The organism is Affinundibacterium danionis, assembly GCF_042432465.1.
GTDB classification, from domain to species: Bacteria; Pseudomonadota; Gammaproteobacteria; order Burkholderiales; family Burkholderiaceae_D; genus Undibacterium; species Undibacterium danionis.
Genome location: NZ_JBHLXJ010000005.1, coordinates 98,028 through 122,785 on the forward strand (window position 1 = coordinate 98,028; position 24,758 = coordinate 122,785).

General features: G+C 45.1%; 22 protein-coding genes. 16 read left to right on the forward strand and 6 right to left on the reverse strand.

Going from position 1 to position 24,758, the window contains the following annotated elements; translation table 11 throughout:
- Positions 1-49: 49 nt before the first annotated feature.
- From serC to cysM, 13 genes are all read left to right on the forward strand, one after another.
- Positions 50-1,156, forward strand: a complete 1,107-nt coding sequence (serC, locus tag ACFFJH_RS05610) for a 3-phosphoserine/phosphohydroxythreonine transaminase (protein WP_390210728.1) — start codon at positions 50-52, stop codon at positions 1,154-1,156.
- A 180-nt stretch (positions 1,157-1,336) separates the two neighbouring features.
- Complete coding sequence (gene pheA, locus ACFFJH_RS05615) at positions 1,337-2,410, forward strand: prephenate dehydratase (RefSeq protein ID WP_390210731.1); 1,074 nt, start codon at positions 1,337-1,339, stop codon at positions 2,408-2,410.
- A 290-nt stretch (positions 2,411-2,700) separates the two neighbouring features.
- Complete coding sequence (locus ACFFJH_RS05620; RefSeq protein ID WP_390210733.1) at positions 2,701-3,630, forward strand: prephenate dehydrogenase; 930 nt, start codon at positions 2,701-2,703, stop codon at positions 3,628-3,630.
- Positions 3,631-3,765: 135 nt separating this feature from the next.
- The gene (aroA, locus tag ACFFJH_RS05625) at positions 3,766-5,103 is read left to right on the forward strand and encodes a 3-phosphoshikimate 1-carboxyvinyltransferase (protein WP_390210735.1); all 1,338 of its coding nucleotides are present in this window, start codon (positions 3,766-3,768) and stop codon (positions 5,101-5,103) included.
- A complete protein-coding gene (cmk, locus tag ACFFJH_RS05630) occupies positions 5,100-5,780 on the forward strand; it encodes a (d)CMP kinase (RefSeq protein ID WP_390210736.1) in 681 nt (226 codons plus the stop codon). The genes aroA and cmk overlap by 4 nt, the downstream gene beginning before the upstream one ends.
- A gap of 152 nt (positions 5,781-5,932) precedes the next feature.
- Complete coding sequence (rpsA, locus tag ACFFJH_RS05635; RefSeq protein WP_390210738.1) at positions 5,933-7,648, forward strand: 30S ribosomal protein S1; 1,716 nt, start codon at positions 5,933-5,935, stop codon at positions 7,646-7,648.
- A 27-nt stretch (positions 7,649-7,675) separates the two neighbouring features.
- A complete protein-coding gene (locus tag ACFFJH_RS05640) occupies positions 7,676-7,981 on the forward strand; it encodes an integration host factor subunit beta (RefSeq protein ID WP_186889975.1) in 306 nt (101 codons plus the stop codon).
- 210 nt (positions 7,982-8,191) lie between these two features.
- Positions 8,192-8,518 carry a LapA family protein gene (locus ACFFJH_RS05645; protein ID WP_390210740.1) on the forward strand — a complete coding sequence of 109 codons (327 nt, stop codon included), beginning with the start codon at positions 8,192-8,194 and terminating at the stop codon, positions 8,516-8,518.
- 79 nt (positions 8,519-8,597) lie between these two features.
- Positions 8,598-9,773: a lipopolysaccharide assembly protein LapB gene (gene lapB / locus ACFFJH_RS05650; protein WP_390210742.1), complete on the forward strand. Its 1,176-nt coding sequence runs from the start codon at positions 8,598-8,600 to the stop codon at positions 9,771-9,773.
- A gap of 191 nt (positions 9,774-9,964) precedes the next feature.
- A complete protein-coding gene (locus ACFFJH_RS05655) occupies positions 9,965-11,338 on the forward strand; it encodes a UDP-glucose dehydrogenase family protein (RefSeq protein ID WP_390210744.1) in 1,374 nt (457 codons plus the stop codon).
- 14 nt (positions 11,339-11,352) lie between these two features.
- Positions 11,353-12,273: a D-glycero-beta-D-manno-heptose-7-phosphate kinase gene (gene rfaE1, locus ACFFJH_RS05660; RefSeq protein WP_390210746.1), complete on the forward strand. Its 921-nt coding sequence runs from the start codon at positions 11,353-11,355 to the stop codon at positions 12,271-12,273.
- 107 nt (positions 12,274-12,380) lie between these two features.
- Positions 12,381-12,740 carry a ComEA family DNA-binding protein gene (locus ACFFJH_RS05665; protein ID WP_390210748.1) on the forward strand — a complete coding sequence of 120 codons (360 nt, stop codon included), beginning with the start codon at positions 12,381-12,383 and terminating at the stop codon, positions 12,738-12,740.
- A gap of 179 nt (positions 12,741-12,919) precedes the next feature.
- A complete protein-coding gene (gene cysM, locus ACFFJH_RS05670) occupies positions 12,920-13,822 on the forward strand; it encodes a cysteine synthase CysM (protein ID WP_390210750.1) in 903 nt (300 codons plus the stop codon).
- A 130-nt stretch (positions 13,823-13,952) separates the two neighbouring features.
- On the opposite strand, the gene ACFFJH_RS05675 is transcribed toward cysM, so the two are convergent.
- The 5 genes from ACFFJH_RS05675 to ACFFJH_RS05695 form a co-directional block, all read right to left on the reverse strand.
- Positions 13,953-14,264, reverse strand: coding sequence for a hypothetical protein (locus ACFFJH_RS05675; RefSeq protein ID WP_390210752.1), 312 nt, complete (start codon positions 14,262-14,264; stop codon positions 13,953-13,955).
- Positions 14,265-14,546: 282 nt separating this feature from the next.
- Positions 14,547-15,656: a lytic murein transglycosylase B gene (gene mltB, locus ACFFJH_RS05680; RefSeq protein WP_390210754.1), complete on the reverse strand. Its 1,110-nt coding sequence runs from the start codon at positions 15,654-15,656 to the stop codon at positions 14,547-14,549.
- A 244-nt stretch (positions 15,657-15,900) separates the two neighbouring features.
- Complete coding sequence (locus tag ACFFJH_RS05685; RefSeq protein WP_390210756.1) at positions 15,901-17,955, reverse strand: transglutaminase TgpA family protein; 2,055 nt, start codon at positions 17,953-17,955, stop codon at positions 15,901-15,903.
- Entirely contained in the window at positions 17,955-19,007 is a 1,053-nt protein-coding gene (locus tag ACFFJH_RS05690; protein WP_390210758.1) for a DUF58 domain-containing protein, read from the reverse strand. Before ACFFJH_RS05690 ends, ACFFJH_RS05685 begins: the two co-directional genes overlap by 1 nt.
- Positions 19,008-19,067: 60 nt before the next feature.
- A complete protein-coding gene (locus ACFFJH_RS05695; protein WP_390210761.1) occupies positions 19,068-19,991 on the reverse strand; it encodes an AAA family ATPase in 924 nt (307 codons plus the stop codon).
- A 510-nt stretch (positions 19,992-20,501) separates the two neighbouring features.
- Between ACFFJH_RS05695 and ylqF the strand changes: the two genes are divergently transcribed.
- The 3 genes from ylqF (at position 20,502) to ACFFJH_RS05710 (ending at position 23,840) form a co-directional block, all read left to right on the forward strand.
- Complete coding sequence (gene ylqF, locus ACFFJH_RS05700) at positions 20,502-21,443, forward strand: ribosome biogenesis GTPase YlqF (protein ID WP_390210764.1); 942 nt, start codon at positions 20,502-20,504, stop codon at positions 21,441-21,443.
- A 64-nt stretch (positions 21,444-21,507) separates the two neighbouring features.
- Positions 21,508-22,035 carry a BRO-N domain-containing protein gene (locus ACFFJH_RS05705; RefSeq protein WP_390210767.1) on the forward strand — a complete coding sequence of 176 codons (528 nt, stop codon included), beginning with the start codon at positions 21,508-21,510 and terminating at the stop codon, positions 22,033-22,035.
- 122 nt (positions 22,036-22,157) lie between these two features.
- The gene (locus tag ACFFJH_RS05710; protein WP_390210770.1) at positions 22,158-23,840 is read left to right on the forward strand and encodes a M28 family peptidase; all 1,683 of its coding nucleotides are present in this window, start codon (positions 22,158-22,160) and stop codon (positions 23,838-23,840) included.
- 104 nt (positions 23,841-23,944) lie between these two features.
- On the opposite strand, the gene ACFFJH_RS05715 is transcribed toward ACFFJH_RS05710, so the two are convergent.
- The gene (locus tag ACFFJH_RS05715) at positions 23,945-24,607 is read right to left on the reverse strand and encodes a GntR family transcriptional regulator (RefSeq protein WP_390210772.1); all 663 of its coding nucleotides are present in this window, start codon (positions 24,605-24,607) and stop codon (positions 23,945-23,947) included.
- Between the last annotated feature and the right edge of the window lie 151 nt (positions 24,608-24,758).

Below are 24,758 nucleotides of genomic sequence, written 5' to 3' on the forward strand. Positions count from 1 at the left end.
GGGTGCAAAGCCGTGCCCACCTTACGTTTAATACTACGGTTTGAAAACCATGACGACGATCTACAATTTCTCAGCCGGCCCAGCCGTCTTACCGAAAGAAGTCTTGCAACAGGCAGCGAGTGAAATGTTAGATTGGCATGGCAGTGGCATGTCGGTGCTGGAAATGAGTCATCGTGGTCCAGAATTTATGTCTATCTTGGCGCAAGCCCAAGCCGATTTGCGCGAGCTATTGAACGTACCTTCCAACTATAAAATCTTGTTTTTGCAAGGTGGTGGCCTTGGCGAAAACGCGATCATTCCTATGAATTTGGTCGGGCGTAAAGTACAGCCTGCGACGATTGATTTTATTCACACCGGATCTTGGAGTGGAAAATCAATTAAGGAAGCGCAAAAATACGCAAACGTGAATGTTGCAGCGTCGAGTCAAGCGACGGGTTTTGACGTGGTTCCAAACCCAAGCACTTGGCAACTAAGTGCTGATCCTGCTTACGTGCATGTGTGTACCAACGAGACTATAGACGGCGTCGAATATCATTTTGTCCCGGACGTCGCTGCGCAAACCAATAATGCCCCTTTAGTAGCCGACATGTCCTCGCATATTTTGTCGCGCGAGATTGATGTTACTAAATACGGCGTGATTTTTGGTGGTGCGCAAAAGAACATCGGCCCTGCAGGTTTGACCTTGGTCATTGTGCGAGAAGATTTATTAGGCTCTGCCTTATCCATTTGCCCGTCGGCTTTTGATTGGAAAAATGTGGCGGACAATGATTCCATGTATAACACGCCACCGACCTATTCCATTTATATCGCTAGCTTAGTGTTTCAATGGTTGAAGCGGCAGGGCGGCGTAGCGGCTATGGAGCGTCAAAATATCGCGAAAGCCAATTTGCTGTATGACTTTTTGGATAGTACCGACTTCTATGTGACGAAAGTCGCGAAAGAATTCCGTTCACGCATGAACGTGCCGTTCTATTTGAAAGACGAATCCTTAAATGCTGCGTTTTTGACAGCGGCGAAAGAACGTGGTTTGTTGCAGTTGAAAGGACATAAATCAGTCGGCGGCATGCGCGCCTCGATTTATAACGCGATGCCGATTGAAGGCGTGCAGGCGTTGGTGGCGTTTATGCGGGATTTTGCGATCGCAAACGGCAAGTAAGATTCGTTAAATATTAGATTCAAAATCATCAGCCCTTTCTTCGCATGGCACCCACCATCACCTAGAAACCGTGGCGCTGATGAATCAAGTCAAAAGCTTGAATTAGATTGAGTAGAAATAAGATTTTTTTCAATCGTGCTTTAGGCACGTTTGAACCCAAAACGGTTTTTAGGTTTTCAAATGAACGACAATAAATTACTTCCTCTTAGAGAGAAAATCGATGCGATTGATGCAGCGATTTTAGAGTTGCTAAATCAACGTGCCAAAGTTGCGCAAGAAGTTGGGCATGTGAAAGCAGAGACTAATGCCCCCGTGTTTCGACCTGAGCGTGAGGCACAGGTCTTGCGCAATATGGCTGCAAAAAATACCGGCCCTTTGCTGAATGAAGATATTCAATTAATTTTCCGCGAAGTGATGTCCGCCTGTCGTGCGCTAGAGCGGCGTGTGGTGGTGGCATTCTTGGGTCCCGTTGGTACTTTTAGCGAGCAAGCGGTGTATAAGCAATTCGGTCATGCGATCGAAGCTTTGCCTTGCATTTCTATCGACGAAGTATTCCGTGCGACCGAAGCAGGTACCGCTGATTTTGGTGTAGTGCCGATCGAAAATTCTTCAGAGGGCGCTATTAACCGCACCCTCGATTTGCTATTGCAAACGAGTCTGGCGATTAGTGGCGAAGTCGCGATTCCTGTGCAGCATAGCTTGATGAGTAAGTCCGGTACGATGGAAGGTGTGACGCGTATTTGTGCGCACTCGCAAGCACTGGCGCAATGTCAGGCTTGGCTTAATCAACATTATCCGCACGTCGAGCGACAAGCCGTTGCCTCCAATGCAGAAGCTGCGCGCATGGCGAGTGCCGATTACAGCGTGGCTGCGATTGCGAGTGAAATCGCTGGCCATCAATACAATCTAGGGATTGTCAGTGCGCATATTCAAGACGATCCACATAACCGCACGCGCTTCGCGGTGGTGGGGCGTTTGAATACGACGCCTAGCGGCAAGGATCAAACCTCTATCGTGTTAGCAACGCCGAACAAGGCAGGTGCTGTTTACAATTTGTTGGCGCCTCTGTCTAAACACGGTGTATCAATGACACGCTTCGAATCACGTCCGGCACGCACCGGCAATTGGGAATATTACTTCTACGTTGATGTCGAGGGGCATGCAATGGATGCCAAGGTCAAGGCAGCGATGGATGAATTGAATCAGGATGCGGCCTTCTTTAAAATTTTGGGGTCGTATCCTTGCACTGTTTGATGTCTGAATCGGTATCGGTTGTACTCGCACTGTCAAATTGATGAAACTCCTGAACCAATAAGTTCGAATAATATCCCCTCTCCCGCTCGCGGGAGAGGGCTAGGGTGAGGGTAGTTCAGAAATTGTGAGACTAATTTAGGAGTGTGAATATCGCTGCTTTTGATTCTCCTGTTTCTAAATGTTTTTCTGGAATCTGAATCACCCTCATCCCCAACCCTTCTCCCGCTGGCGGGAGAAGGGAGTAGTCAAAACGTGTTCTAACAAAATAATTGTTGATAGTGATTTTAAAAATGAAGAATGATGAGACGTCTACACGTCCACTCTTTAATAAAGTTGTTTTGATCGGCGTCGGCCTGATTGGCGCCTCCTTCGCTTTGTCATTAAAAAAAGCGAGCGCAGTAACGCATGTCGTCGGTTTGGACCGCCACTTAGCGTCTTTGGAGGCAGCGAAGCAGTTAAATATTATCGATAGCTTTACCGACGATATCGCATCAGCGGTTGTCAATGCGGATTTGATTGTGATCGCGACGCCAGTTGCTCAAACCGAAAAGATACTCAGCGCGATTTACCCGTATTTGGGTGCGAACACTTTAGTCACTGACGTTGGCAGCACTAAAGCCGATGTAGTGCGCGCTGCACGAAATGCCTTGCATGAAAAAATCGCGCAATTTGTGCCAGCTCATCCGATTGCCGGGCGTGAAAAAAATGGCCCTGAAGCAGCCATTGATGATTTGTATGTTGGCAAAAAAGTGGTGATTACCCGCCTAACGGAGAATGTGGATTCAGCTGTTGAGTTGCTTGCGCAAACTTGGCGTTTATGTGGCGCGATTATTCATTATTTAAGTCCTAAAGAACACGATCAAGTGTTCGCGTCAGTGAGTCATTTGCCGCATCTGTTGGCCTATGCTTTAGTAGATGATATCGCTGCAAAACCGCACGCTGATCGCCTATTTCAATATGCAGCAAGTGGCTTTCGAGATTTCACACGTATTGCAGGGTCTTCGCCAGAGATGTGGCGCGATATTAGTCTGGCTAATCGTCATGCGATTTTGGAGGAGTTGGATTCATATAGTGCCAAACTAAAACAATTGCGAGCAAGTTTAGAGGCTAATGATAGCGCTGCTTTGGAAGCAATTTACAGTCGTGCACAAACCGCGCGGCTGAATTGGATTACAGCAATCGAGGCAGCAGAAGCACAGAATAGAGATGGCGGCGATTAAGTAGGTATAAGTAAGTATAAGTAGATATGAATAGCTTGCGCCGTGCGCACTGAGCACTGAGGCGATTGGTTAATAAAAGTGTGTACAGCCCACACTACGCGAATAAATTCTGTTGTATTTAAATAGAGAAAAAGCATGAAAGAACACAGCAAACATTACCCACCATATCTTGACTTGCATCCCGTGATGAAAGTGCAGGGCACAGTCCGCTTGCCGGGTTCTAAGAGTATTTCGAATCGGATCTTGTTGTTGGCGGCCTTGTCTAAAGGCACAACACAGATCCATGATTTGCTCGCATCCGACGACACGATGGTGATGTTGAATGCACTGCAAAAACTCGGCGTACATTGGACCCAAGAAGGCAACACGCACAACTATACGGTGATCGGTGCGAATGGTGTTTTTCCGAATCATCATGCGGATTTATTTATGGGTAATGCGGGTACCGCAATTCGACCGCTAGTGGCTGCGCTTGCAGTGCTAGGTGGCGATTACACCGTACACGGGGTAGCGCGCATGCATGAGCGTCCGATTGGTGATTTGGTCGATGCGTTAAACGCCGTGGGTGCGCAGATTGATTACACAGGCAATCCTGGCTATCCACCTTTACACATTAAGCGCGGGCATATCCATGCGCAGAAGATGCAAGTGAAGGGCAATGTTTCTAGCCAATTCTTAACTGCTTTGTTGATGGCTTCGCCACTTGCTGCACAACATAGTGATGTGGTGATTGAAGTGGTGGGCGATTTAATTTCTAAACCCTACATCGAAATTACTTTGAATTTGATGGCACGTTTTGGTGTCGAAGTCGTGCGCGATGGTTGGCAGCGTTTCACGATCAAAGCAGGCCAGCATTATGTCTCGCCTGGCGTGGTGTATGTGGAAGGAGATGCTTCTTCAGCATCGTATTTCTTAGCGGCTGGTGCGATTGCGGGTGGACCTATTCGTGTTGAAGGCGTTGGTAGAAATAGCATACAAGGCGATGTCCGTTTTGCTGAAGCGCTAGAAAAAATGGGTGCCAAAATCACCATGGGGGATAATTGGATTGAGGCTGAAACACAAGGCCCACTGCGAGCAATTGATATGGATTTTAACCATATTCCCGATGCGGCGATGACGATTGCGATCGCTGCTTTGTATGCGAACGGTACCACCACTTTGCGCAATATCGAAAGCTGGCGCGTTAAAGAAACAGATCGCATTGTGGCAATGGCAACAGAATTGCGTAAACTTGGCGCGATTGTTGAGGAAGGTCAAGACTTTATGACGGTCACGCCACCAGCCGAACTTGCGCCGGCGACGATAGATACCTATGATGATCACAGAATGGCGATGTGCTTTTCATTGGCGACCTTAGATGGTGTTGCGCGTCGAGGTGCAGCGATGCGGATTAACGATCCTAAGTGCGTTGCTAAAACTTTTCCCGACTTCTTCGAAGCTTTTTTGAAGATCAAACACGAGGATTTATTTTGAACGGTTCTACCAATATTCCTGTCATTAGTATTGATGGTCCTACCGCTTCCGGTAAAGGAACGGTCGCCCATCGTGTGGCGAAGCAGTTGGGTTTTCATTACCTCGATTCGGGCGCGCTGTATCGTTTGACTGCCTTGTCCGCGATACGTCATGGGATCGATTTATGGGAAGAGCAACAAATTGCTGATTTGGCACGTGTATTGCCGTGTCGATTTGAAAAAGGCCATGTATTTCTCGCTGACGATGATGTGACGGACGCGGTAAGGCAAGAAGCAATTGGCGTTGCTGCCTCGAAAATTGCTGTTTTACCATTGATTCGAAAAGCCTTGGTCGAGTTGCAAGTGTCATTTCGTCAATTGCCCGGTTTAGTGGCAGATGGGCGTGATATGGGCACCGTGATCTTCCCTGATGCAATCCAAAAGGTCTTTTTGACCGCAAGTGTGGGAGCACGTGCAAATCGTCGTTATAAGCAATTGATTGAAAAGGGTTTTCCTGCTAATATGGAAGACTTGGTAAAAGATTTGGCAGAACGTGATGCTCGCGACATGGCTCGCACAGAAGCGCCTCTCAAACCCGCACCAGGCGCGTTTATCTTAGATACGTCTCATATCACAGCGAACGAAGCAGTGCATCAGATACTCAGTCTCTATACTGACGCGGTAAGAAGTAAAAAATAATCGTCTTATTTTTTTGCGTAAGAATCCCCAAGCTCAGATCGTCTGCTGGGCTTGTTGATAGGTTCTCATTTAGGCGCAAAGTCTGAATGAGTTTGTTTAACTCAACCCGGTAAATAGACCTTTTGTCCTATTCCGGCTAACTCGTAAATATTATGTCTACAGTCTACATGTCTCAAGATTTCGCAACTGGTGCAGATAGCTTCGCAGCTTTGTTCGAAGAGTCTTTGTCACGCCAAGATATGCGTTCCGGTGAAGTGATTTCTGCCGAAGTCGTTCGTATCGACCACAACTTCGTGATCGTGAACGCAGGCCTCAAATCTGAAGCCTTTATCCCTGTTGAAGAATTCAAAAACGACCAAGGTGAATTGGAAGTTAACGTCGGTGATTTCGTATCCGTAGCGATCGAATCATTGGAAAATGGTTTCGGTGACACAATTTTGTCCCGTGACAAAGCAAAACGTTTGGCATCATGGCTCGCGCTCGAAAAAGCGCTCGAGTCTGGCGAAATGGTTGTTGGTACAGTAAATGGCAAAGTTAAAGGTGGTTTGACTGTTTTGACAAACGGCATCCGCGCATTCTTGCCAGGTTCTTTGGTCGATACACGCCCAGTGAAGGATACAACTCCTTACGAAGGCAAGACTATGGAATTCAAAGTTATCAAGCTCGATCGTAAGCGTAACAACGTTGTGTTGTCTCGCCGTGCTGTTGTTGAAGCATCGATGGGCGAAGAACGTCAGAAACTGATGGAAAACCTCAAAGAAGGTACAGTGGTTACTGGCTTGGTTAAAAACATCACTGACTACGGTGCGTTCGTTGATTTGGGCGGCATCGATGGTTTGTTGCACATCACTGACTTGGCATGGCGCCGTGTTCGTCACCCATCTGAAGTTCTCACAGTGGGTCAAGAAATCACTGCGAAGATCCTCAAGTTTGATCAAGAGAAAAACCGTGTTTCTCTCGGCGTTAAACAATTGGGCGACGATCCTTGGACAGGTTTGGCACGTCGTTACCCAGCAAACACACGTTTGTTCGGTAAAGTAACAAACTTGACAGACTACGGCGCATTCGTTGAAGTTGAACAAGGTATCGAAGGTTTGGTCCACGTTTCCGAAATGGATTGGACAAACAAAAACGTTGCGCCAAACAAAGTTGTTCAGTTGGGTGACGAAGTTGAAGTTATGGTATTGGAAATCGACGAAGAACGTCGTCGTATCAGCTTGGGCATGAAACAGTGCAAAGCAAATCCATGGGATGACTTCTCCTTGAACTTCAAAAAAGGCGACAAAGTTAAAGGCGCGATCAAGTCTATTACTGACTTCGGCGTGTTCATTGGCTTGACAGGCAACATCGACGGTTTGGTGCATTTGTCTGATTTGTCTTGGAACGAAACAGGCGAAGAAGCAGTTCGTCGCTTCAAGAAAGGTGACGAGTTGGAAGCAGTTGTGTTGGCGATCGACGTTGAACGTGAACGCGTTTCTCTCGGCGTAAAACAATTGGAAGGCGACCCATTCAACAACTATTGCGCAATGAATGACAAAGGCGCATTGGTGACTGGTACAGTGAAATCTGTTGAAGCTAAAGGCGCAGTAATTCAATTAGCTGATGAAGTTGAAGGCTACTTGCGTGCATCTGAAATCTCCCGCGATCGCGTGGAAGATGCTGGTACACACTTGAAAGTTGGCGACACAGTTGAAGCATTGGTATTGAACATCGACCGTAAAGCACGTGGTATTCAATTGTCTATCAAGGCAAAAGATACAGCGGATACACAAGAAGCAATGGCAAAAATGTCGACAGACTCTAATGCTGCTTCTGGCACAACAAGCCTCGGTGCTTTGTTGAAAGCTAAGCTCGATAACAAGAACTAAGCAACGACCTAGTCAAAGGCTTCATTTATGACCAAGTCAGAGCTAATTGCTCGTCTGGCCGAGCGATATCCGCAACTGGTAGCGAAAGATGTGGATATTGCGGTGAAAACTATTTTGGACGCGATGTCTGATGCCTTGGCCACTGGTCAGCGTATAGAAATTCGCGGCTTTGGTAGTTTCGCTTTAAATAGTCGCCCGCCACGTATCGGACGTAATCCTAAATCTGGCGACAAAGTGATGGTGCCCGAAAAACGGGTACCGCATTTCAAGCCAGGTAAAGAATTGCGCGAACGGGTAGATGCGACAGTTGGCCAGCCCATACTGCATGATTAGTATGCATAGTGTGGAAAAAAGTGAGTAATTTGCACTAAGAAAACAAAACGGCATAAGGGATTTCCCGATATGCCGTTTTTTTTCACGTACAATTTCACTTGTTGAATCACTGTCTTGAGTATGTTGATAAATCAGTAGTGGTCGATTGACTGATTTGTAAAAATGTACCACTTTGATTGCTATTCGCTACTTTGGCAAATTAGGTTAATTATGAAAATTATTTCTAAATTTATTTGGTTACTGGTATTTATCGCATTTTTAGGCTTTGCGCTGAAAAACGATAAAATCGTGACACTAGAATATTTCTGGGGCTATCAACAATCAGCACCTTTGGTGATCTTGTTATTATGTTTTTTTGTTGCTGGTGCCGTGTTTTGCTTGTTGGCGATGGCACCGATGGTGTTTCGTCATCGTCGAGATATTTCACGTCATAAAAAGACGATCGCAGAAATCGAAAAAGAACGTCAGCTCGAACAAGCAACTGCGAATCAAGCACCGACGCCTGACGCGATTCCTAACGTTATCCGTAATCCATAATGAGCAATCCTTATTGAGCAATCCTCAATCTGCAATTCTTGATTTTTAATGTTTAATTCCTCCACTGAGACCCGTCACTATGGAATTTGAAATCTGGTGGTTACTAGGTATTCCTTTCTTTTTTAGCTTAGGTTGGATCGCTGCTCGGGTTGATATCCGCCAATTGATTTCCGAATCAAGCAGTTTGCCCAAAGGCTATTTTAAAGGTCTAAATTTTCTGCTTAACGAGCAGCCTGATAAAGCGATTGACGCTTTTATCGAAATTCTAAAACTTAATCCTGAGACCGTGGAATTACATTTCGCACTTGGTAATTTATTTCGCCGCCGTGGTGAAACTGAACGCGCTATTCGTGTGCACCAAAATTTGTTATCTCGTCCTGATTTGCCGATAGAGCAGCAAACTCAAGCGATGTTTGAATTGGGTCAAGATTATTTGAAGGCTGGTTTGCTTGACCGCGCCGAAGAAACGTTCAATCAACTAGTCGCAGGGCAGTATGCGATTCCAGCGCGTAAAGCTTTGCTTGAGATTTACCAGCGTGAAAAAGAATGGTTGCGCGCGATAGATGCGGCGTATGCATTGCAAGAGTCGGGTGCCGGCGGAAGGCAAAAAGAAATTGCCCAGTTCTACTGTGAAATTGCACAAGATGACTTGGTTCACACCAATCCAGAAGCCGCGATGCAGATGTTAGACAAAGCGATCGCTACTGACCGTCATAATGTCCGAGCAGCGATTTTGACCGGTGATATACATTTGGCCAGAGGTGATGTGGAGCAAGCGGTATTGGCTTGGCGCAGAGTGGAGCAGCAAAGCGTTCCGCATGTGGCTTTGGTGGCACAACGCTTGATGGATGGATACCGTAAATTAGAGCGGCCACAAGAAGGTTTGAAGTTGTTGAAATCTTATATGGCTGAAACACCGTCTATTGATTTGTTGGAAGTGGTGTTTAAAGCGACTCTGGAATTAGAGACTGTGGTAGAAGCTAATCAACTAGTTAGTAGTGAATTGCGCCGTACACCTACTCTGTTGGGACTTGATAAGTTGCTTGATGCGCGCATGATGACTGCTCCACCGGAGGTTCTACCTGAACTGTCTATTGTAAAGAATTTAGTAAGCGGGTATGCGCAAAAATTTACCCGTTACCAATGCACGCATTGCGGCTTTAAAGCGCGTCAATTCTATTGGCAATGTCCAGGGTGCAGCAAGTGGGAAACCTATCCACCGCGTCGGACTGAAGAACTAAATGTGATGAATTAAGAAATTCAGTATCTCCTGAGCTCTGAGGCTTCTAGGCGTCGAGACGCAGAGTGGCACCGAGAAAAGCAAAATACTTCTTATGGTTCTGTTTTCTTCTTCTTTCTTCATTCTTATCCCTCATCGCCTCTAGGTTTCGGCGTTGAGGGGTTTTAAAGTTGATTTTCAAAAGTTTTTTGCACGGAATTTCAAAAATGAAAATAACAATTATTGGTACAGGTTACGTTGGTTTGGTGACTGGCGCATGTTTGGCTGAAGTTGGGCACGATGTGTTTTGTTTAGATGTGGATCAGCGCAAGATCGATATTTTGAATGGTGGCGGCATTCCGATTCATGAGCCAGGTTTGGATGAGGTGGTTGCGCGTAATGTAGCGGCTGGGCGTTTGCGTTTTTCTACTGATGTTGCCGCGAGTGTGGCGCACGGTGATGTGCAATTTATCGCGGTGGGTACACCACCAGATGAAGATGGCTCTGCAGATTTGCAATATGTGGTGGCTGCTGCGCGAAATATTGGTAAGCACATGACGAGTTTTAAAGTCATCGTTGATAAATCTACTGTGCCAGTTGGTACAGCGGATCGTGTCTCTGCTGCGATTGCTGACGAGTTAAAGGCGCGTCAATCTGATTTAGATTATGCCGTTACTTCAAATCCTGAATTCTTGAAAGAGGGCGCGGCGGTTGCTGATTTTATGCAGCCTGATCGCCTCGTGATCGGTCATTCAAGCGATGCTCAAGGTCAACGCGCGCAACAAGTGATGTGTGAGGTATATGCAAGCTTTGAAGCTGCGGGTCATAAAATTTATTGGATGGATGTGCGCTCGGCGGAGTTTACCAAATACGCTGCAAACGCCATGTTAGCCACGCGTATTTCATTCATGAATGAATTGGCGAACTTAGCAGATAAAGTTGGTGTAGATATTGATGCGGTGCGTCAGGGTATCGGTTCTGATCCGCGTATTGGTCCAGGCTTCTTGATGGCTGGTTGTGGCTACGGTGGCTCATGTTTTCCCAAGGATGTGCAAGCATTGGTGCGCACTTCGCAAGAGTACGGTCATGAACTGAAAATCCTGCAGGCAGTTGAAGATGTGAATGAAAACCAAAAGCATGTTTTGGGATCGAAAATTTTTGCGAAGTACGGTAAGGACTTGCAAGGTTTGAGATTTGCTTTGTGGGGTTTAGCGTTTAAACCTGACACAGACGATATGCGCGCTGCGTCTTCACGTGTGTTGATACAAGAGTTATTGCGTGCAGGTGCGAATGTTGTGGCATTTGATCCGGTCGCGATGGACGAAGCGCAACGTGTGCTGGCCTTGGATTTTGCGGATGCGCCTGAGTTATTAAAACAGTTTAGTTTTGCTGCAGATCAGCAGGCAGTTTTGCCAGATGCTAATGCTTTGGTGATCGTCACGGAGTGGAAAATCTTCCGTGCCGCAGAACTTAATCAAATAAAAACTTGCTTGAAGCAAGCAGTTATTTTTGATGGACGTAATTTATATGATCCACAGTTAGTTAAGTCTTTGGGTATTGAATATCACGCGATTGGTCGTGCCGTATTAACACAAAACTAGGTCATCATTGAATTATGACGATTACACAAAAGCGTATTTTGGTGGCGGGTGACGTGATGTTGGACCGTTATTGGTTCGGCGAAGTCAATCGTATTTCTCCTGAGGCACCAGTCCCTATCGTACGCGTGGAACGACGTGAAGAGCGTCTTGGCGGTGCTGCAAACGTGGCACGTAATGCAGTGGCGCTAGGCATAGACACTAGTTTGTTAGGCGTGATTGGTGAGGATGAGGCTGGGCGCAATGTCGAAGCTTTGCTGAGTGAAGTGGGGATTCGAAGTTATCTGAATCATGACCCTAGTATCTCGACAATTATCAAATTGCGCGTGATAGGTCGTCAGCAACAATTAATCCGTATTGATTTCGAAGAGAAGCCGACTGAGCAGATTTTGCAGGATAAATTATCACGTTTTAACAGCTTGATTGCCGAGCATGAAGTGATCGTCTTATCTGACTATGCGAAAGGTAGTTTGGTGAATGTAGCGACCATGATTGCGCATGCAAAAAGCTTGGGGAAATACGTATTGGTTGATCCTAAGGGGAGTGATTATTCCATCTACCAAGGTGCCAGCCTGTTAACTCCCAATAAATCAGAATTGCGTCAAGTGATTGGTAGTTGGAAAGACGAAGCAGACTTAACCCAAAAGGCGCAGACGCTGCGTAAAGAACTAGATATCGCTGCGTTGTTACTCACTCGTTCTGAAGAAGGCATGACTTTATTCACAGATGAAGAAATCTTACATGTCCCAACCATGGCACGAGAAGTATTCGATGTTTCTGGTGCGGGTGATACGGTGATCGCGACTGTGGCAGCAATGTTGGCAGAAGGTAAGAATTTGCATGATGCGGTATTGATCGCGAACCTAGCTGGTGGCATTGTTGTTGGTAAATTGGGAACAGCGACCGTCACCAGAGAAGAATTATTTCAAAAAGTGTAGATTTTAAAATAATTTAATGTAGTATATATTTGCAATGATAAATTTGTATTTTTATTTGCATTGTAAGTAAGTCACATTTTATTAAATTCATTTTTTGGGAGTTTGTGATGTTGAAAAAAATCATATTTGCGCTTGCTGCTTTGTTTGCTGGAATCAGTTTTGCGTTTGCTGATGTCGATGTTAATAAGGCAGATCAGGCGGCCTTGGATGGTGTTAAAGGAATCGGTCCGGCTAAGTCGAAGGCTATTCTGGCTGAGCGAACTAAAGGTGGTCAATTCAAAGATTGGGCTGATTTTGAGAGTCGTGTGAAAGGTATCGGTGGGAAGAACGCGATTAAATTGTCTTATGCTGGTTTGACGGTGAATGGGCAAGCTAAGGTAGGTAAAGTGGATGCCAAGCCTGAACCTAAATCTAAATCTGAAAATAAGGCAAGCGAAAAAGCTAACTCAAAAGCAGTTAATAAATGATCAGTAGTTCTTAGGCTCGATGAATTTGAAAATCCTCATTATTTGAGGATTTTTTTTGGCCAAATTAGAAATGAATGTGTAAGTAACTTGATGCATATTCACATTTTTCTTTGCTTTTCAGCAGAATAATTGTACAAGGTTTAGAATGTGATTTTGTATTTCTATTACGCCTTATTACTATGAGTTATATAACGATTGAAGACACCATAGGCAACACACCTTTAGTTCGCCTGCAACGCTTGCCAAGTGAAGAATCGCGTCGCCGAAATAATATTATTTTAGGCAAGTTAGAAGGAAATAATCCTGCTGGCTCAGTCAAAGATAGGCCTGCGCTTTCTATGATTAAGCGGGCTGAGCAACGTGGGCAAATTAAGCCAGGTGACACCTTGATAGAGGCGACCAGTGGGAATACTGGGATTGCCTTGGCGATGGCCGCCGCTATGCGTGGTTATAAGATGGTTTTGCTCATGCCCGAACATTTGAGTGTTGAGCGTCGTCAAAGCATGGCCGCTTATGGTGCGCAGATTATCTTGACTCCACAGGCTGGTGGTATGGAAACAGCGCGCGATTTGGCAGAGCAAATGCAAAAAGAAGGCCGCGGCCTTATTTTGGATCAGTTCGCTAATCCGGATAATCCATTGGCGCATTATGAGGGTACTGGTCCCGAGATTTGGCGCGATACCCGCGGTCAGGTCAGTCATTTTGTGAGCGCGATGGGAACCACGGGGACTATCATGGGGGTGTCAGCGTATTTGAAAGAACAAAGTGCTGCGGTTCAAATTATTGGCGTACAACCGGATGACGGTTCACAGATTCCAGGTATCCGAAAATGGCCTGAAGCCTATTTGCCGAAAATTTACAATAAAGCCCAAGTTGATGCGTTGGAATCAGTTAGTCAGGCGAATGCGGAATTGATGGCGCGACGTTTGGCGGTCGAAGAGGGGATTTTCTGCGGTATTTCGGCTGCTGGCGCCTGCGAAGTTGCCTTGCGAATTTCGGAAACAGTAGAAAATGCGACGATTGTATTTATTGTGTGTGACCGGGGGGATCGTTATTTATCTACCGGCGTGTTCCCTGCGTAGATAAAACCAAAAACTAAAGTGTTTGTTGTTTTTAGGCAACAAATTATTCATCTTATCGTTGCTCAAATAACAAAAAATCGAAGTCAGTAAAAACTGGACTTCGATTTTTTTTGTGGAAAGCCATGAGGAATTAGCCGTTGTTTTCCGTATCTTTTGGCTTGAATTGCTTATCGCTAATACGGAATTTCGCGCGGCGATCACCCATTAAAGCGCGTAAATCTTTGATACTGACATCACTGATTTCATGCATGCGGATTAACAGAGACGCACCGACTGGCAGGCGACGGTGACGAATTTTACTAATGACTGGTGGGGCAACTTCTAATGCTCTGGATAGAGCCGCATCATTTTTCAAATGCAATTGCTTAATTAAGGTATCCAAAAGATTATTTGGATCGTAGTCGATTTCATCCGATTCTAGTTGAGTCAAGTTTGGCATCATTACCTCATTATTTGTTTATTGATGTTGCAGCAGGGTGTAGTAATAAATTACTTAATCAGTAATACTATATCTTTAAACCAAATTTATCTACTTTTTAAATAAAATAAGTAAGAAAAATAAGTGGCAAATTCATTGAATCTATTGACACTTTCTGCAAATCATATAAATGTATCATTAGATAACATTACTCTAGTATAAAAAATTCTTATTTGCAATATTTTTTATTGCGTATTTCTTAAATGAGACGATGCTATTTGGCCAACAATAGGCTAATTCAGCGTCTTATTCACTTTTTTTGCGAGCAAGGCTAATTACTTTACCCAAGTCTATGACCGACATGGCATAAAAGTAGCTGCGGTTGTACTGCGTGATCGCAAAAAAATTGTCGGTGCCCAGCCAATATTCCGTTGGGTTTTCTCCGTTTTGCAAATCAATGAGGCCATATTTAATGTTGCGAGGCGCATTTTCATCTGGTGTGCTGACCAATGGCCTTAATTCATCAAGCGTATAGCTTGCTTTCAAACCTTGGTTTAAGGCAGCGCTTAAATGCTTTTCGTCGATTTTTTCACTACTTAAACTCGCCGGAAATGCGTAAGGTAAACCCTTTTTCCAACCGTGAGTCACTAAGTAATGTGCCACACTGCCTATTGCATCGGCTTCGGATTCTTTCAAATTGATTTTGCCATCATTATCGAAATCAACTGCGTATTGACGCAAACTGCTGGGCATAAATTGCGCCAAACCTAGTGCGCCTGCATAGGAACCTTTGACATTAAAAACGTCAATTGCGGATTCGCGAGTCCACAGTAATAGTTCACTCAATTCTTTTCTGAAGAAGGCCATGCGCGCCTCTTTAGTCGGTGTTTCTGGATAAGAAAAGGCCAAGGTCGTTAAGGCATCAATGGCTCGAAAATTACCTGTGTTTTTGCCATAAATAGTTTCTACACCGATTAAACCGACAATGATTTCTGCCGGAACACCATACAAAGTTTCTGCTCGGTTGAGCGTTTCTGCATTACGTTCCCAAAATGCGACACCCGCATCAATACGCGCGTTTTCCACAAATCGCGCGCGATAGACTTTCCAGTTTTTAGGTTTACCTGCTGGCATAGGTTTAATGAGTTGAACGACCGATTCGACATAGCGTGTTTTGGCAAAAATGGCGCTTAACTGCGCTTTGTCGAATTGATATTGAGTCTGCATCTGTTCGATAAAATCCTGCACCTCTTTCCACTCTAAATAGTGTACATCTTCAGATGAAGCGGATTGGAGCGCCTTCGGTGCGGTAACTTTGTTTTTTACAGCAGCTTTTTTTGCCGAATGTGTTTTCTTCTTCGAGCTGCTTTGTTTCTTGACAGGTGTAGTTGGGTTGGCATCGGCGATCGGGCTCATCGCTGCGCCCGTAATAAAGAACGAAGTAAGAGCAAGGCTAAGACTGATGTTGCGCAGTAGGCGCTGGTTGAGCAAAGAGATTTTCAAAATAGGAAATTCGTAAAGGTGATAGATAATAGGCTTTTATTTGTTCTGTTGGTTTCGTTAATCCCAACATGAAGTCGTGGATTTTCAGTCTCAATTTGACATTAATGACCATGCGAGCTTAGCTCAGCACATTCTAGCCATCTAGTTATAAAAGCGCTTATTTTAGCTGTTTCAGCAAGGATTTGAGTTGTTGAATTTTTTCTTCACGATTCGTTGTCGGTTTACCGTATTTTATTTGTAGATAGATAGCGATAAATTGGTCAATGATGTGACTTTGTGATGACGTTATTTGTGTAGGCGAACCACTTAAGTCACCTAAGCCACGTAAGCGTAAAGCAAAACTTGCAGGTGCTTCGTGCACTGCCGGAGTTAAACCGTAACGGCGCATTTTTTTACAGAAGCTGAAATACAGCTTGTCGTAAGTACTTAACTTTGTTCTGTGCCAAAGTAAAGGAATGGCAAAGACCGTGAGTACTAGTAAGCCCACACCAAAAATAGCGATGAGCGTTCTTTCCCAGTTGATAGTAGAAAATCCCAAGCTCTCCCACAGGCTTTCTTGTTTCGTTTGATTGTAGTTTAAGATCCATTGGTTCCATGCATTATTAACGGCACTCCAGCGCATGCGCATTTCATTCGCCCAAGAGTTTTGTGTAATAAATTCACTGACCATACCAGCTATCCCAGTATTTTTTTGAGTGGCATTCAGATTTTTTAAAATTCTGTCTGGTGCCACAGCTGCCGTTGGGTCAACTCGCATCCAGCCATTGTGTTCTATCCACACTTCGGCCCAGGCGTGTGCGTCCGATTGCCTGATTTCGTAGTAGCCATCTTGTGTATTGCGCTGGCCACCTTGGTAGCCGGTGACGACTCGTGCTGGAATTCCCATCGCACGCATCATGAACACGAACGCGCTGGAGTAATGCTCGCAAAATCCGGCTCGCGTGGAAAAAAGAAATTCATCTATGCTGTGTCGTCCTAATGCTGGCGGCTCTAGCGTGTAGAAGAATTTTTCTTGCCTAAAGTGACGTAATACAGCGTCGATTCTGCTTTTTTGATCTGGATAGGTTTGCTGTAGCTGTTGTGCAAAACGTCTAGTTTCTGGGTTGGAGCTTCTAGGTAAATACAAGTTGCTTTGTATTTGCTGCCCGTCGCTGTCGGCATCAAGACGATAGTCTGTATATGAGCTAACTTGATAGCGAATACGTTTATTAATCGGGGCGACGCTACGTATTTCTCCTAAGGCGTTCAGATATGCGCTTGTGCCATCGATTTCAGGTGGGACGTGGACATTATCAAGTCCGAATAAGTAATAATTATTGCCCGGCTCTAAGGTGATTTCTTGGGTGAGCGGCTTGCCACTTACGGCTAATTTTATCGCTCTTTGCGAGTTAGTTTGCGCTGCTGGCGTCCAACTGCGACCATCGTATTGCGACAAAATAATGGCACGCCAATACATCGCTGATTTGGATGGCGTTTCATCTAAAAATTTGACGCGAAAAACTAACTCCTCAGACATCGCCAATTTGCTGATATTTCCCGGCGACATAGAATCTGATAAGCCGCTACGCGCGATGTTCGCATCGCTCGGCAAGCCCCATAAAGGACCTTGAATTCTGGGAAATAAAAAGAAACAGATTAATGTTAATGGCGCTGCGAGCAATAACATGTTCAAAATGATTTTGCAGCGCGCCCATACTGATGGGATTTTTTCTGAGAATTGAAACGATAACTGGGCGAGTAATAAGCAAAATGCGGAGAATAAAACTTGGAAGGCGGAGCCTAGACTTTGCGAATTAAAAAAACTGGTTAGTAGAATAAAAAAACCGAGAAATACGACAACGAATAAATCACGTTTCGCATGCATCTCTAGCATCTTGCAAGCGAGCAGTAAAATCAGCATAGCGACACCAGTTTCCATGCCAAAAAAACTGCGAAATTTCCAGAAGATCGCAGCCATGAGTAGGCTCGCAATTGGCAGTAGTAGCCAGCGTGGCGGTAATTCACGGCCATTTAAAGTCAACCAAGCACGCCACATCATCAAGCTGATAGCGCTAGTGCTGATCCAGTAAGCAATTGACTCCAGGTGATTGGTGACCACCATTAAGCAAGCAAAGACTAACAATAGCGTGTCAATTTTTTCGCGGCTTAATCTGCGCCAGAGTGAGGTAAAACGATTGTTTTTACCGCCGTGTTGAATGTAATCACTCATCATTATTCGCCAATTTTTCTAAAGTGCTTGGCGACACTTTCATCGCTTATGTTGTCGCTCATTGCATGACTCGTCGCGTCAATTCTATACAAAGCCAATGCTTGTAAACAAGCGGTTCGGTGCTCCTCATTCAGCGCGGGTGGGTGATCTATGCCCTCTAATTTAAATCCGTAAGCAAGGCCGTTTCGTTCTGCTTCTAAAATCCAAGCGGTCATGCGCGAAAGGCGAAGTTCTAGATCGAGTTGTGGATTCAGTTGTGCAAAATCGAGCATCACTTCACCTTGCGCTCCACCGGAGAACAGTTTAGTCACGAGATTGCCGCCTGCATCCGGATCAACTCGCGCAATGTGCTTCCAAGATAAATGTTTGAGCGGGTCTCCGGATTGATAGCTGCGAACGCCGGCAAAATCTTCATCGCCATTACTGTGTAAACCTGTACCATCGGCACTTGGGCTTAAAGGTAGAGGCGGTGGGTCAGTTTCTGGCGTTGGATAGACCAAGGCTTTTGTATCGGGTAGCCAAGTGCTCCAAGCTCTTAATAAACCTAATGGAAACCAAGTTTGAATGCGAATCCTTGGGATAGCCAGATAACCACGTTGGGTACTTTGTACTTGCAGGCGCAGCATCACACTGGCTTGTGGATTGACATCAACAATATGTTCTACCGTGTTGTCGGTCACGAAATTGAAATGCAGTGCATAACGTGCCAAGTTTTTTGTATTGTTGATGTGTATGGGGAATTCCGCGATGTCACCAGCAAAAATTGGCTGAGAGACGCCAGCATTTAGACGTAAATAGGCTAGGTTTTTGAAGGTAAATAGGGCGTTGATTGCGGCTAATCCACCCAATAAATAAGTCATGCCAAAACCCAGATTTAAGTTGTAATTGGTCGATGCCAAAAATAAGAGTACGAGCATGGCTAAATAAAATAATCCTGCCTTACTTGGCAAAGTAAAAACTCGCTTTTGTTTGAGCAAAACTTCACCCGCTTCTGGTCGTTTTTCCAGGAAGACTGCACTGCGCCACTTTAACTTCAATCGATGAATCAAATTCATGAGTTGGATTTTTGAGCTGTTTTTGTGATGGATGAATTAGAAAAATGATGGGGCAGCGTATCACTGTACCGGCACTTTTTGCATCAATTGGGTGAGTAAATCGGCACTTGCACTGGCTTTGTTATGCATGGCTTTAATTGGTCGTAGGCGATGTGCGATCACGGGGATCAATACCGCTTGAATATCCTCAGGGAGTACGTGATCGCGTCCTTCTACCGCGGCCCAGGCTCGCGCTGCCTGTAACAGCGCAATGGCGGCACGTGGGCTCATACCTTCAGCGAATAAACCGGATTCACGTGTGGCTTGCGCAAGTTTTTGTAAATAGTCTACTAAGGCAGGTGAGGCATGGATATTTCTTACCGCCGCTTGCGCTTCTAGCAGCTCGTCAGCCTGCATGAGTGCGTTGAGTTGCTTGAGTAAAGCGCGACGATCTTCGCCCAAAAGCAAGGCACGTTCTGCTTGTGGATCGGGATAGCCGAGTGCCACGCACATTAAAAAGCGATCAAGCTGGGATTCTGGTAAAGCAAAAGTACCGACTTGATGTGTGGGATTTTGCGTGGCGATTACAAAAAATGGCGCGGGTAGTTGACGCGTTTGCCCTTCGGCGCTGACCTGCTGTTCTTCCATCGCTTCTAATAACGCGGATTGGGTTTTTGGCGTAGCGCGATTAATTTCATCAGCCAATAATACCTGAGTAAAAATAGGTCCGGGATGAAAAACAAACTGACTTTTTTCACGTTCAAAAATAGACACGCCGATCACATCGGTCGGTAACAAATCAGAAGTGAATTGCATGCGATTAAATTTCAAACCCAAGGAAATCGCTAATGCGTGTGCTAAGGTAGTTTTTCCTACACCAGGCACATCTTCGATTAGTAAATGTCCACCAGCTAACAGACAAACCAGCGCTTGTTGTATTTGCTTGGGTTTGCCGATGATGACTTGGTTCAGTTGTTTGGTTACCGCATGGACTTTTGAAAACATAGGTTTTTCCTATAGTATCGTTAGAGTATCTGTAAATAGGGATTGTAAGCAGAAATTAGATTTTCTGTTGACTTACATGAATGCTCATTTAAGTGTTTACTTGAGTGCCTGCTTGAATCCTTACGTGAATGCTAAGAGAAATGCTTGTGTCGAAATGCAAAATGAGTAAATAGTAAAGACCTTGTCACTCTTTTGAAGTGTTTTTTGACGTGTTTGTGAGTAGTTTTTTGATTTCTGAGTAAAACAATTTCCTAGTCGATGCCGCAAGTCCGTAAAATAGCGGCTTAATTTAAATTGAGCATAGTTGAGCTTAATTGAGTCAAATTAGCTAATTTAAGCAAATTAAGTCGGTTTGCGCTTAATTATCCAATTTTGTTCAATGATCTCAATCAACTCGCATAAAACGGATCTTGCTACCGAAACAGAAGAAATCAATAGTCATTGTGGTGCTGTTGAATGTCTGTACAAGGTGTCGCTATCTCCGTTCTGATTCATCAAAGAAGAATACGCATGTCAATACAATGGTTCCCAGGTCATATGAATGCAGCTCGCAAGAAAGCTGCCGAAACCATGGAAAGCACCGATCTGGTGATAGAAGTGCTCGATGCCCGCATTCCGCAAGCTAGTTGCAATCCCATGGTGGAGCAATTGCGCGTGTTTCGTCAGCGTCCTTGCCTGAAAATTTTAAATAAAAGCGATCTGGCCGATCCGCATGCAACTAAAGCATGGTTGGAATTTTATAACGCGCAAAAAGGCGTCAAAGCCGTTGCGATGAGTTGTAAGAAGCCAGCAGATGTCGCCAAGGTTCCTGGATTCGCTTTAGAAATGGCACCGCATCGTGGGGTGCCGACTAAGCCTTTACGTATGATGATCATGGGTATTCCCAATGTCGGTAAATCGACTTTGATGAATGCATTGTTGAAAAAACGGGTCGCCAATGTTGGTGATGAACCAGCGGTGACCAAGGTGCAGCAACGTTTGTATCTCGGTAAAAATATGATTTTGACCGACACGCCGGGTATGCTGTGGCCTAAGATCCAACATCCCACTGACGGTTTAATGCTGGCGGCGAGTCATGCGATTGGCGTCAATGCTTTGATCGAAGAAGAGGTCGCGACCTTTTTGGCTGAACTTTTATTGCAGCGTTATCCGCAATTTTTGACTACCCGCTACGGTTTAAATACAGAAGGTATTGATGCGGTCAGCGTGATTGAAGGCGTTGCCAAAAAACGTGCTTACCGTTTAAAAGGTGGCGATTGGGATTTTGAAAAAGCGGCGCATACTTTATTGCTCGACTATCGCAGTGGTGCATTGGGTCGAGTGAGTTTAGAAACGCCACAAAGCCGCGAACATCTACTGGCGACCTATGTTCCACCTGTTTTGCTGGGGCAGGGTAAGAGCGTTGATACAGGCATGATGGAAGATGCTTTGGATCAGGACGACGAGATTTAGTTGTATCGATAAAGTTGACCCGTATTAAGCCACAGACTAAGTAATTTCAAGGGAACGGTAGCGAATGGGAAAACTATTTGCCAAGATAATTTGTAGTGTTTTGATAGCCTATGCAGGTTATGTCGCTGTTGATTATTTTGTGTCTGGTAAAGGCGCTATCGGTATTGCGTTTACATCTTATTTCTGGGGTCGGTTATTCGCGCGAGACTTCATCAATTTATTCTCTTGGATTAAATATCACGCAAAAAAATCCGCCGTCTTTCAATGGCACGGTAGCTATTACAATTTTGACGGGCAGCAGATACGTTTTTTCTTAATTGAGAACACAATATGGATTCCTCTTCGTGATGTTCGAAAGCTATTGGAGCCAGAGTTTAGTGAGCGTGAATTACGCTTATTGGGTGATGCCTATGGCGTCATTCCCGAGCAAAAAATAAACGGGGTAACTGAAGAAGGTCTGCTGCAATTGCTTAAATCCCGAACAGAAAGCCGACATACCAGTTACAAGATGGTCAGGTTTAAAAAGTGGTTATTGTCCAACGCCTTACCAAACGTCAAGCGGCTGCCGCAATCTGCAATTAATAATGCTTAACTGAGCATAGTTAACTGAACATGTTTGATGGAGTATGTTTGATTGAGTATGTTGAGCCGAATTGATGTGTTTGTTGTGAATAATGGTGCATAAAAATAATAGAAGAATCAGGGAGTTTTTGAATGCGATTGATCCATAGTCTTATTGTTGCAAGTAGTTTGTGTATGTTGTCTTTTACCGTCCCCGCACAGGTCCAGTCACCCGCTAGCTCCAAGGTGAAAAAAATCACCAACAGAAAGTCGCTCGTACCTACGGTGCAAGAATCCATTTTAAGACCTCACTTAGCTTATCTATCAGATGATTTGTTAGAAGGTCGAGGCACCGGACAACGCGGTGGTGATTTAACAGTGCGTTATTTGGAGACTCAGGCCGCTTTGCTTGGTTTGCAATCGCTGTTCCCGAATCAAGCTTTTCCGTATCGCCACCCGGTACAGATTGTTGGTTCTCTGACTTTGCCAGATAGTCATATTGAATTTCAAAGCGCAGGTAAAACCTTCGCGCCTCAAGCGGGTGCGCACATTTTGATTGCGAATTCCAACGGTCGTGAGCAAGTAGCTTTTGAAGCGCCTTTGCTATTCGTTGGTTATGGCATCATCGCACCGGAAGAAGGGTGGGACGATTACAAAGGTATCGACGTGAAAGGCAAGATTTTGGTCATGATGGTGAATGACCCTCAGCCAACTGCAGCCGAGCCCAAACGTTTTGGTGGCGAAGCCATGACTTACTATGGACGTTGGGTATACAAGTTTGAAGAAGCCTCACGCCGTGGGGCAGCGGGCGTGTTGTTGATACATACCAATGCCTCTGCCGCCTATGGTTGGAATGTGCCGCAAGCGAGTTTTAGTCATGAACGCTTTAGCCTAGCCGGTGGTGGCAATCCTATGGAAGGGTGGTGGGCTGAGGCCAGTATTCAAAGTGTGTTTGCCGAAGCTGGTTTGAATTTAAATGAGATGCGCGCCCAGGCCGAGCGTAAAGATTTTTTGCCGATACCATTACCGGTGCAGGCCAAAGTGCGTTTGCACAGTCAGGTGCGTCAAGTTGAGCAGTTCAATGTAGTCGGTGTAGTAGCTGGCACCGATCCAGAATTAAAAAAAGAAGCCGTCGTATATTCTGCGCATTGGGATCATTTAGGCAAAGTAGAAGAGCCGGGCAAGCCAGCTCAAATATGGAATGGCGCGGTTGATAATGCGACGGGTGCTGCGGCTTTGTTGGCGATGGCGCAAGTGGCAGTGAAGCATCCGACTAAACGTAGTCAGATTTTTTTGTGGCCTGCGGCGGAAGAGCAGGGCTTGATTGGCAGCCTCGCTTACGTGCGTAATCCGGCTTGGCCTTTAGCAAAAACGGTTGCTGATTTAAATTTGGATAGTATGAATTTTGTCGGTAAGACCAAAGATATAGGCATCGCAGGCAGTGAGCGTTCTAGCTTGTATGAGAGCGCCCAACAGATTGCTACGAAGATGAATTTAAAGATTGCTAAGAGCGTGCCAGATTTGGGCGGTGCATATTACCGCGCCGACCATTTTAATTTTGCGCGATCAGGTGTGCCCGCATTTAATGTGGGATCTGCGGTATTTTCTGGCGACGGGCATTTTGAATTTTCAGAACATGAGCATGCATCTGAGCAAAAAATGAAAGGTTTTAAAACTTCGTACCACACAGTGAATGATCGTTATGATCCAAGCTGGGATTTAAGCGGCATGCTACAACAAGCGCAGTTTACCTTGAATCTCGGCTACCTAATTGCCAATGATAAGCAAACGCCACATTGGAAAAAAGGCGATCCTTACGGATTAATAAAGAGATAAATTTAATACGCGATAGATTTGAGAAATAATAAAGCGGCGCGATCGAAAAATCGAGCCGCTTTTTATTTGGATTCGACCAATAGGAATGAGCTTAACTTCTACGTTTAGCCGTTGATGACTTTACGCGTATATGACTCCAAATAATCCATCAAATTCTCCGCACCAGTTGACGCTGCCGCTTCATTGCCGTCGGCGATACCTTGCGCTAATAGCATGTGGCAACGTGCTGCTTCATGCATATCGCCTTCATGTTGATAGGCGTACCAAAAGCGACGGCATTTAATAATCAGTGGGATCACCGCCGCAACCGCGGAAGGATTGCGACAGGCTTCGTGAATTACATGATCTAAGGCTTGATCCGCCGCCATAAATTCATCTAATTGGCCATTGGCCGCAGCGCTCACCATCTTTTCGCCGCAAGCCAAAATGTCTTGGCGTAACTGTGGGCTGGCGCGACGGGCTGCACTACTAGCGATGAGTTTCTCGATAACCCGACGGGTTTCAATCAAAGTCACGTGCTCGGCGGCTTCAATATCTTTGACGATCAGGCCGCGACGTGGCAATTGTACGATTAAGCCATTTGACGACATGCGCATTAAGGCTTCGCGTAAAGGCGTGCGCCCTAAGCCTGTGATCTCGATCAAGTCAGATTCAACGATGGGTGCGCCAGGCTTGAGTTGCAAGGTCACAATCATGCTTTCTATCGCATCGTAAGCGACATCAGCAGCGCGCATTTTACTTTGAGGTGTTACTTTGGCTGTTTGCATACACTAGGGTTGTGGAAACATTATGAAAATTATCATTGGATTATAAGTTATTCGCCTTAATTTGCTCAATTTTATTTTGAAATTTAGCGTGAATAACATACAAAAAAAGCGACAGAAGGATATTCTTTTGTCCTTTGTCGCTTATATTTCT

Coding starts and splice junctions, on each gene's coding strand:
- serC (WP_390210728.1), top strand. CDS start 50: ATGACGACGATCTACAATTTCTCAGCCGGCCCAGCCGTCTTACCGAAA.
- pheA (WP_390210731.1), top strand. CDS start 1,337: ATGAACGACAATAAATTACTTCCTCTTAGAGAGAAAATCGATGCGATT.
- ACFFJH_RS05620 (WP_390210733.1), top strand. CDS start 2,701: ATGAAGAATGATGAGACGTCTACACGTCCACTCTTTAATAAAGTTGTT.
- aroA (WP_390210735.1), top strand. CDS start 3,766: ATGAAAGAACACAGCAAACATTACCCACCATATCTTGACTTGCATCCC.
- rpsA (WP_390210738.1), top strand. CDS start 5,933: ATGTCTACAGTCTACATGTCTCAAGATTTCGCAACTGGTGCAGATAGC.
- ACFFJH_RS05640 (WP_186889975.1), top strand. CDS start 7,676: ATGACCAAGTCAGAGCTAATTGCTCGTCTGGCCGAGCGATATCCGCAA.
- ACFFJH_RS05645 (WP_390210740.1), top strand. CDS start 8,192: ATGAAAATTATTTCTAAATTTATTTGGTTACTGGTATTTATCGCATTT.
- lapB (WP_390210742.1), top strand. CDS start 8,598: ATGGAATTTGAAATCTGGTGGTTACTAGGTATTCCTTTCTTTTTTAGC.
- ACFFJH_RS05655 (WP_390210744.1), top strand. CDS start 9,965: ATGAAAATAACAATTATTGGTACAGGTTACGTTGGTTTGGTGACTGGC.
- rfaE1 (WP_390210746.1), top strand. CDS start 11,353: ATGACGATTACACAAAAGCGTATTTTGGTGGCGGGTGACGTGATGTTG.
- ACFFJH_RS05665 (WP_390210748.1), top strand. CDS start 12,381: ATGTTGAAAAAAATCATATTTGCGCTTGCTGCTTTGTTTGCTGGAATC.
- cysM (WP_390210750.1), top strand. CDS start 12,920: ATGAGTTATATAACGATTGAAGACACCATAGGCAACACACCTTTAGTT.
- ACFFJH_RS05675 (WP_390210752.1), bottom strand. CDS start 14,264: ATGATGCCAAACTTGACTCAACTAGAATCGGATGAAATCGACTACGAT.
- mltB (WP_390210754.1), bottom strand. CDS start 15,656: ATGAGCCCGATCGCCGATGCCAACCCAACTACACCTGTCAAGAAACAA.
- ACFFJH_RS05685 (WP_390210756.1), bottom strand. CDS start 17,955: ATGATGAGTGATTACATTCAACACGGCGGTAAAAACAATCGTTTTACC.
- ACFFJH_RS05690 (WP_390210758.1), bottom strand. CDS start 19,007: ATGAATTTGATTCATCGATTGAAGTTAAAGTGGCGCAGTGCAGTCTTC.
- ACFFJH_RS05695 (WP_390210761.1), bottom strand. CDS start 19,991: ATGTTTTCAAAAGTCCATGCGGTAACCAAACAACTGAACCAAGTCATC.
- ylqF (WP_390210764.1), top strand. CDS start 20,502: ATGTCAATACAATGGTTCCCAGGTCATATGAATGCAGCTCGCAAGAAA.
- ACFFJH_RS05705 (WP_390210767.1), top strand. CDS start 21,508: ATGGGAAAACTATTTGCCAAGATAATTTGTAGTGTTTTGATAGCCTAT.
- ACFFJH_RS05710 (WP_390210770.1), top strand. CDS start 22,158: ATGCGATTGATCCATAGTCTTATTGTTGCAAGTAGTTTGTGTATGTTG.
- ACFFJH_RS05715 (WP_390210772.1), bottom strand. CDS start 24,607: ATGCAAACAGCCAAAGTAACACCTCAAAGTAAAATGCGCGCTGCTGAT.